Here is a 6390-nt window from a genome sequence, read left to right on the forward strand (position 1 = left end):
AGAAAGTATTATTACCACCCTCAATCTCAAAGAAGCTGGTGTTGCTTATGTAATCGCGAAAGCTTCTTCAGATGGTCATGCCAAGCTACTCCAAAAAGTTGGAGCCGATCGAGTAGTATTAGCGGAATATGAAGCAGGTTGCAATTTAGCGCAGACACTGGTTAAGCCTGGAATTTTGGATCGCCTCGATTTAGATCCCGAACATAGTATTGTCGAACTCCAAGTGCCAGAGTCTTTCTATGGCAAAACCATCCTAGAATTGCGACTGCGGAGCGATTATGGACTCAATGTTTTAGCAATCGGACAGTCTCAAAATTTTGATATCAACCCAAAACCAGATCGGCGGCTCCATCAGAACGATGTGTTAGTGGTAATCGGGACTAAATCGGATCTAGACAGGTTGCCACTTTGAGCAAACGTCGGCGTTGCTAAATTTGACGATTAATTGTTTTATCGATCGAGATGTTTTGATAAATGTCATCAAGAAACTATCATTGATAATCTCTGAATATAAGTGCGATCGGATTTATTTACGTGCTTTCCAAGTACCACCATAAACATAGTCAGGATTATCTCGATCGAGCAGTTGCCAGCAATCATCGCAGACAAATTGCCAATCACCCGATCGATCTACCCGAACGCGATACAAAACCTTGGCGGAAAGTTGGCATCGATCGCATATTTTAGTCCGAATTCTTGCCATAAACTAACTACAAAAGTAAGCACGCGCGATTTAGCAAAGTCACGCTTTCTACACGATTATTATAAATTAAAATAGACTAGAAATTAGCTGAAACCCCAACCCGATAAGTTCTACCTGGACTGTAAATCCGATTTACTTTTTCGTACTGAACATCGGCTAGATTTTCGACATACAAATTAATACCGACATGCTCACTTACAGGGATGCGTGCGCCCAGATCCAAATTAAGGAAAGATGGGATAAAGTCAGTACTAACTTGTCCGGGATTGGTGAAAAATGCGCGGCGCATACCCGCATTATAGTTAGTCAGCAGATTGACTTCCCAACCTTTATTGGCATAACCGATACCCACTTGAGCGACGGAATAGGGAATGAGCGATAGTTGTAAACCTCGCTCTGCACCCGTCTGAATTTTGGCATCAGTGTACGTGTAATTGGCAAATGCCGACCATTGCGGCGTTATTTGTTGTTTGAAGCCAATTTCTAAACCATTGGTGCTTACCTGCCCGATATTCGCCCACTGCGTAACCGTTGGACTGATTGCTTGCGTCGCCAGTCGATCGTTTAAACTACTGCCAAAGTAGGTAATCGTCCCGGTAGAGGTAGGACTCACAGCCAGATCGAATCCCGCCGTCCAAGTTGCGCCTGTTTCTGGTTTGAGATTGGGATTGGGGAACCAACCGTGGACGGTATCATAGAGATATAGTTGGTCGAGTCCGGGATTGCGTTGTGCGCCAGCGACAGATGCTCGGAGCGCGAGATTAGGGGTGATTTCCCACCGCGAGCCGAGACTGGGATTGAGATAGTTACCAAATTGCGAGTTAAAGTTTTGACGGACGCCTAAATCTATGGCAACTCGGTCGGTAAGTTTCCAGGTATCGACGGCAAATAAAGCTGTATTGAAGACGTTGCGATTTTCGACCTCATTAAAGGCAATCCGGCTGGGAACGGTGCTAGTTGAGGTGCCATTAAGTTTACGATTTTGAATTTCACCACCCCAGCGGAGCGTATTAGTCGCCGAAGTTTTCCAGTTATGCTCTACTCTCCCAGTGATGGCTTGAGTATCGAGCGTACCCGTGCGATTATTGTTACCGCTAGGGCCAAAAGTTTCAAAATAGTCTTGAGTGTAACCGATCGTGGTATTGAGTGTCGAAGTTTGGTTGGTGGCTAATTGAGATCGCCAATTTAATCCTAAATTGAGGTTGTCGTGGTTTAACCTGTCGCGTTGAAAGGGAAATCCAAAGTACACCAAACCCCGCCGACTGGCAGTTTTTGTCACATCGAAATCGAGCTGATTGCGATCGTTAATTGTCGCCGAAATATTACCAGAATAGCTAATTAGGTCGGTATCAGCATTAGTCAGTTTACCTGTAGCCGGGTCGCGATTGGCTGCACCGACGGGAACACTATAATTATTATCGATCCGATATTTTTCAACCCCAATTCGATAGTTTAATTTGCGATCGCCGCCAGTATAACTCGCTCGATAATCTTGACGACCATAAGAGCCAAGTTCTGCCGACACTCTGGTTTCCGGCGTGCCCCGATAAGTTTTGGTGATAATATTTACTACCCCGCCAAAGGTTTCGGAACCGTAGATAATAGTACTAGCACCACTAGATAATTCGATCCGATCGATCGCATCGACGGGAATACTATTGAGATCTGTTGCCCCATGATAAGTATTAATATTATTGCCGATCGGGCGACCATTGAGCAGAATGATAAATTGATTTATCGATGCACCGCGATAATAAGTGCCAGTGTGAATATCTGCCCCATAGCCAGCATTATTAATCGCAAACCCTGGTAAATTATTTAATGTATCAGCAACATTTTTCGATCCCTGCCGCTCGATTTGTTGGCTATCGATCGTGTAAGTTGGCGTCGATTTTGGTAAGTATAATTTTCGCTCTCCAGTAACATCGATCGTGAGTTCTGGTTCTGCTGAAGCGGGTGTTGGTGCTAGTGGGGCTGATGGCGGTGGTACCTGGGCAATTTCGGTTTGAGATTGATGTTTAGCTTTGGGACGGTTGTTTCTCCCATCGGCTAGTAAGACACTACTAGATTTTGCAACAGTGTCGTTCGGGATAGTAGCTGTAGCGGCAAGTCGATCTGTATCTTGCGCGATCGTCATGAGAAAAAAAGTTGCAAATAATTTACTTGCATTTATAGTTAGTCGATGGCGATCGCTAGTCATTGGATTTGAGATTACATAATTCGGTCGCACTATACATAACGTATTCATCTAGCGCAGGTCAAATGACACAGCGTCAAGCACCCTGGGCAAATTGCGGTATTGTAGGAGAAATATCGTTCTAAAATTTCATGGTGCCGCTTCCAGATCGCCGTCCCAAACAACTCGCCCTTGGTTCCCTCGAACGCGAAATTATCGAAATTGTGTGGGAACTCGGTACAGTTACCGCCAAGGATATCCACGATCGAATTTTGAGCGATCCCGATCGTGAATTGGCATATGCTTCGGTCTCAACGATCCTCAATCGGTTAACCCAGAAAGGGTGGCTCACCTGCGATAAACAGGAGCGCAGCTATCTTTGGCAAGCACGGATTTCGGCAATTGAAGCCCAAGCTCTCACCGCTTACGAACATTTAAATCAATTTTTGGCAGTGGGTAATCCTGATGTTGTCGCTGCTTTTGCTGACGATCTAGATCGTGCTAGCATGGCACAACTTGAAGCGATCGCCCAAAAACTCCAAGCCATCCGCCAAGCCAAGGAGGAACAGTAATGCACTCGATCGTCTTATTTAGTATTTTCGGTCTAGCTTGGTGTGTGCGCTTCACTTGGACTGAAATGGCGCATACTCCTTGGATCGATCGATGGGATCGGACGCTGACATTATTTTTATTGCCCCCACTGTTATTATTTACCAGTGCGATCGCGATTATTTGGATGGGGCCACACGGACGGATGGTGTGGGTGGGTAATGATTGGCTCAGTTACGATCTGGCGATCGGTTTTTTAGGATTGGCGACACTTTATTGGTGCAAACTAGCTGGCTCTGGCTGGCAGATGTTGCAGCAGGTTCGCACTTATCCGATCGTTCGACTCAGTAGCAACAATGTTCGCCTCATCGATCTCCCAACTCCATATAGTGCCCAAATTGGTTTTTGGGAGCCAGAATTAGTCATCACGCAGGGGTTACTAGATACCCTAGCCCCAGAGCATTTAGAGGCTGTTTTAGCCCACGAGCAGGCACATTATCAGTATCGAGATACTTGGTGTTTTTTCTGGTTGGGATGGGTGCGCCAGATGACGCGATGGCTGCCGCAAACCGAGTCGATCTGGCAGGAACTGTTAATGTTAAGAGAGCTGCGTGCCGATCGGTGGGCATCCGCACAGACCGATCCCTTGTTAGTTGCCGAAGCACTACTATCGATCGTGCAGTCTACTCCGGTTTTCCCCGAATACTTAGCTGCGGCTTTTAGTCAGATGAATGCGACAAATCGGCTCGATTGCCGGATTGAAGCTCTGTTAACTACTCCAGAAGCGATCGAACGCCCGAGTATTTGGTCTTGGGCTTGGCTCCTATTGGCATTATTCCCGCTATTGGCGATCCCTTTTCATATTTAAGATTTCCTAGACAGTCCAATCACGCGATCGCATCATCAATTGCATCAGCGGCTCTGAGCTAAGCCGCTGTAATTGTCAACCTTTCTGATTTTGGGACTTAAAACGTCCGGCAATAAAGTCGCGGCGATGGGCGTGTTTAGTCGATCTCCCGGTAACGCGTTTGCGCCACATCCGAAAACTAGAAGCTTTCATCTCGCGGCGCATCAAGGCGATGACTTGAGGTTCGCTCAGCCCAAATTGCAACTCGATCGCTTCAAATGTAGTGCGATCTTCCCAAGCCATTTCCAGCACTCGATCGATCGTTTCGGAATCTAATTCAGGTAATTCCATTGAATTTAAAAGGTAAGAGGTAAAAGGTAAAAGGTAAGGGGTAAGAGACAAGAGGTAATGATGCTCTCGATCGATACCTCGATCTGTCGTTCTCCAATTAGAGATTGGTATGACTAAATGACCCCTAAAGCCTAAAACCCAAAGTCTAAAGCCTTATTTTATTATGGTCGATCGAGCTACTGTCTGGGCAAACACGCGGCGGAATCCATCTTTACGAGTGGCGGCTGGTTCGTTAGTCAATTTCCACAGACTTTCATAAAAGAAGAAAGACACACCTGCTAAACCCTGTTTGCGAACGGCGGCGATTTGAGATTGGATTTGTTGCATCGATATGGGTTTGGGTTTGACGCCAGTGAGGATACCGATACCCACCGGGATATGGAGACTAGCAAGCTTGACTTCTGACTTGTTGAGTTCGCCAATAAATGTCTCTAACTTATCTCGATAAACTTGAATTAATAGTTCTTCAACTAAGCCTTGACGTTCCCATTTTGCCCAGTCTTGGAGGAAGGCACTTTTGGCATAACCTTGAGGATTTGGTGAAATTGACACGATCGCTTTTGGGTTGACAGCTTTAACTGCGACGAACAGTTCGCGCATTAGGTTGGTGATTTTGTCAGCACGCCAGTTAATCCACTCTTCATTTTTGGAATCTGTCGGTGGTAGTTTGCCTTGATGTTCGCGTTTGTATAAATCGACTGTAAATTTATCGTAGCCGAACTCAGAAGGTAATCCAAAGTGATCGTCAAATTGAATTCCATCGACATCATATTTACGGACTACTTCGACGACTAAATCGACGATAAATTTTTTAACTTCTGGCTTAAAAGGATTGAGCCAAACGCGCGGATCTTTGCCTTCTTTCCAGAGGGTGCCACCGTCTTGTTTTTGGGTCAACCAATCAGGATGTAGCTTGGCAAAGTCAGAGCCAGCCGGATCGGAAGTGCCCGGTAACATCAAGCCAAATTCAAACCAGGGAATGACGGCAATACCTTGTTTGTGACCTTGAGTTACCATTTCTTTGAGGACATCGCGCCCTTCTAAGCCTTCGGTTTTAGTTAGCTTTCTATTAATTAGAATTCCTGCCGATTTTTTGGGCATCAAACTACTACCGACGAGCCGTTTGGCAACTTTGCTCGGGTAGGTGGTATAGCCCCAATTCCAGACTACTGGATAAATAGTATTAAAGTTAAGTTGGCGGAGATCTTTAATCGCGGTTGCTAAGCGATCGCGAGTAAATAAGACATCGCTATCGACGTTGGTAATCCACACGCCACGAATTTCTCGTGTCAATTTAGATGGTAGCAGCGATCGCGACCAAATTGCGGGGGTATTTAATGTGAGAATTAGTCCGAGTGTCACACACAATCCAAACCAAAATTTGCGATTTAACATTTAGCTTAACAAAAATAGCTGGCGGTTTATTATATTACCTTAGATCCGATCGATTATATTTTTCTGACGCTCGATCGTCCAGTGTAACTCGGATGTTTGGGATAATTTTACTTGTATCAATCCGACTCGATCGATTAATTCTCGGACTTCAGCGAGTGTCAGTGCTGCTTTGAGCGAGTCTTGAAATAACTGCTGTTGCTGAGGATCGTAATTACTTCCAAATTTAGCAGCTAGCTCATTGACAATCCGCTCGTTTTCTGGTCTGATTAAATCGCGAATTAAGATTGCCCCATCTAATTTGATGAGCCGTTTAATCTCCTGAAATAGTAAATATGGCTCGGGCAGATGATGGACTAAACTATTAGAAAT

General features: G+C 45.3%; 8 protein-coding genes. 3 read left to right on the forward strand and 5 right to left on the reverse strand.

Annotated elements, in window-relative coordinates; all coding sequences use genetic code 11:
* A partial coding sequence (locus RMO35_RS20840) for a TrkA family potassium uptake protein (protein WP_309743848.1) occupies window positions 1-412 on the forward strand: 412 nt, incomplete at its 5' end.
* Window positions 413-526: 114 nt separating this feature from the next.
* Here RMO35_RS20840 and RMO35_RS20845 read toward each other — a convergent pair.
* Window positions 527-703, reverse strand: coding sequence for a hypothetical protein (locus tag RMO35_RS20845; RefSeq protein ID WP_309743849.1), 177 nt, complete (start codon window positions 701-703; stop codon window positions 527-529).
* A gap of 76 nt (window positions 704-779) precedes the next feature.
* Window positions 780-2903 carry a TonB-dependent receptor gene (locus tag RMO35_RS20850; RefSeq protein WP_309743851.1) on the reverse strand — a complete coding sequence of 708 codons (2124 nt, stop codon included), beginning with the start codon at window positions 2901-2903 and terminating at the stop codon, window positions 780-782.
* A gap of 128 nt (window positions 2904-3031) precedes the next feature.
* Here RMO35_RS20850 and RMO35_RS20855 point away from each other — a divergent pair, with 128 nt between their 5' ends.
* On the forward strand, window positions 3032-3451 hold the full coding sequence (locus RMO35_RS20855; RefSeq protein ID WP_309743853.1) for a BlaI/MecI/CopY family transcriptional regulator: 420 nt from the start codon (window positions 3032-3034) through the stop codon (window positions 3449-3451).
* Window positions 3451-4296, forward strand: coding sequence for a M56 family metallopeptidase (locus RMO35_RS20860; protein ID WP_309743855.1), 846 nt, complete (start codon window positions 3451-3453; stop codon window positions 4294-4296). Before RMO35_RS20855 ends, RMO35_RS20860 begins: the two co-directional genes overlap by 1 nt.
* Window positions 4297-4371: 75 nt before the next feature.
* On the opposite strand, the gene RMO35_RS20865 is transcribed toward RMO35_RS20860, so the two are convergent.
* From RMO35_RS20865 to RMO35_RS20875, 3 genes are all read right to left on the reverse strand, one after another.
* Window positions 4372-4626, reverse strand: coding sequence for a TIGR03643 family protein (locus RMO35_RS20865; RefSeq protein WP_309743857.1), 255 nt, complete (start codon window positions 4624-4626; stop codon window positions 4372-4374).
* A 153-nt stretch (window positions 4627-4779) separates the two neighbouring features.
* Window positions 4780-6021: a glycoside hydrolase family 10 protein gene (locus tag RMO35_RS20870; protein WP_309743860.1), complete on the reverse strand. Its 1242-nt coding sequence runs from the start codon at window positions 6019-6021 to the stop codon at window positions 4780-4782.
* A gap of 39 nt (window positions 6022-6060) precedes the next feature.
* A partial coding sequence (locus RMO35_RS20875; RefSeq protein WP_396135706.1) for a class I SAM-dependent methyltransferase occupies window positions 6061-6390 on the reverse strand: 330 nt, incomplete at its 5' end.

The organism is Chamaesiphon sp. OTE_20_metabat_361 (genome assembly GCF_031364565.1).

Bases quoted from the DNA above. Each gene is read 5' to 3' on its own strand.
- RMO35_RS20845 (WP_309743849.1), bottom strand. From the start codon at position 703: ATGGCAAGAATTCGGACTAAAATATGCGATCGATGCCAACTTTCCGCC.
- RMO35_RS20850 (WP_309743851.1), bottom strand. From the start codon at position 2,903: ATGACTAGCGATCGCCATCGACTAACTATAAATGCAAGTAAATTATTT.
- RMO35_RS20855 (WP_309743853.1), top strand. From the start codon at position 3,032: ATGGTGCCGCTTCCAGATCGCCGTCCCAAACAACTCGCCCTTGGTTCC.
- RMO35_RS20860 (WP_309743855.1), top strand. From the start codon at position 3,451: ATGCACTCGATCGTCTTATTTAGTATTTTCGGTCTAGCTTGGTGTGTG.
- RMO35_RS20865 (WP_309743857.1), bottom strand. From the start codon at position 4,626: ATGGAATTACCTGAATTAGATTCCGAAACGATCGATCGAGTGCTGGAA.
- RMO35_RS20870 (WP_309743860.1), bottom strand. From the start codon at position 6,021: ATGTTAAATCGCAAATTTTGGTTTGGATTGTGTGTGACACTCGGACTA.